The following is a 1257-nucleotide window of genomic DNA, read 5'->3' as shown; positions in this document are numbered from 1 at the left end:
GAACCTTGAAAACTAAACAAAATAGCCTGTCGTCAATTCACATGTTTCGCATTTGATTGGGCGAAACATGAACGACGATTTATGAAGCCAATCAAACATCTATTTATGGAGAGTTTGATCCTGGCTCAGGACGAACGCTGGCGGCGTGCCTAATACATGCAAGTCGAGCGCGGGAAGCAGACGGAATCCTTCGGGAGGATGTCTGTGGAACGAGCGGCGGACGGGTGAGTAACACGTGGGCAACCTGCCTGTAAGACTGGGATAACTCCGGGAAACCGGGGCTAATACCGGGTAATTCATCGGATCGCATGATCCGTTGTTGAAAGATGGCTTTTGCTATCACTTACAGATGGGCCCGCGGCGCATTAGTTAGTTGGTGGGGTAATGGCCTACCAAGGCGACGATGCGTAGCCGACCTGAGAGGGTGATCGGCCACACTGGGACTGAGACACGGCCCAGACTCCTACGGGAGGCAGCAGTAGGGAATCATCCGCAATGGACGAAAGTCTGACGGTGCAACGCCGCGTGAGTGAGGAAGGTCTTCGGATCGTAAAACTCTGTTGTTAGGGAAGAACACGTTCCGTTTGAATAAGGCGGAGCCTTGACGGTACCTAACCAGAAAGCCACGGCTAACTACGTGCCAGCAGCCGCGGTAATACGTAGGTGGCAAGCGTTGTCCGGAATTATTGGGCGTAAAGCGCGCGCAGGCGGTTCCTTAAGTCTGATGTGAAAGCCCATGGCTCAACCATGGAGGGTCATTGGAAACTGGGGAACTTGAGGACAGAAGAGGAGAGCGGAATTCCACGTGTAGCGGTGAAATGCGTAGATATGTGGAGGAACACCAGTGGCGAAGGCGGCTCTCTGGTCTGTGCCTGACGCTGAGGCGCGAAAGCGTGGGGAGCGAACAGGATTAGATACCCTGGTAGTCCACGCCGTAAACGATGAGTGCTAGGTGTTAGGGGTTTCCACCCTTAGTGCTGCAGTTAACGCAATAAGCACTCCGCCTGGGGAGTACGGCCGCAAGGCTGAAACTCAAAGGAATTGACGGGGGCCCGCACAAGCGGTGGAGCATGTGGTTTAATTCGACGCAACGCGAAGAACCTTACCAGGTCTTGACATCCTCGGACCACCCTAGAGATAGGGTCTTCCCTTCGGGGACCGAGTGACAGGTGGTGCATGGTTGTCGTCAGCTCGTGTCGTGAGATGTTGGGTTAAGTCCCGCAACGAGCGCAACCCTTGATCTTAGTTGCCAGCATT

Annotated in this window: 1 rRNA gene; it reads left to right on the top strand. The window is 54.2% G+C overall.

The window, feature by feature from the left end:
• Positions 1-102: 102 nt before the first annotated feature.
• Positions 103-1257: ribosomal RNA gene (locus tag EDC24_RS00520) — 16S ribosomal RNA — on the top strand; the annotation flags it as partial.

Origin of the sequence: Aquisalibacillus elongatus (assembly GCF_003843875.1) — a bacterium.
Classification (GTDB): domain Bacteria; phylum Bacillota; class Bacilli; order Bacillales; family Alkalibacillaceae; genus Aquisalibacillus; species Aquisalibacillus elongatus.
Note: the sequence above shows the minus strand (reverse complement) of the source record. Positions and strands in the feature narration are given on the sequence as shown.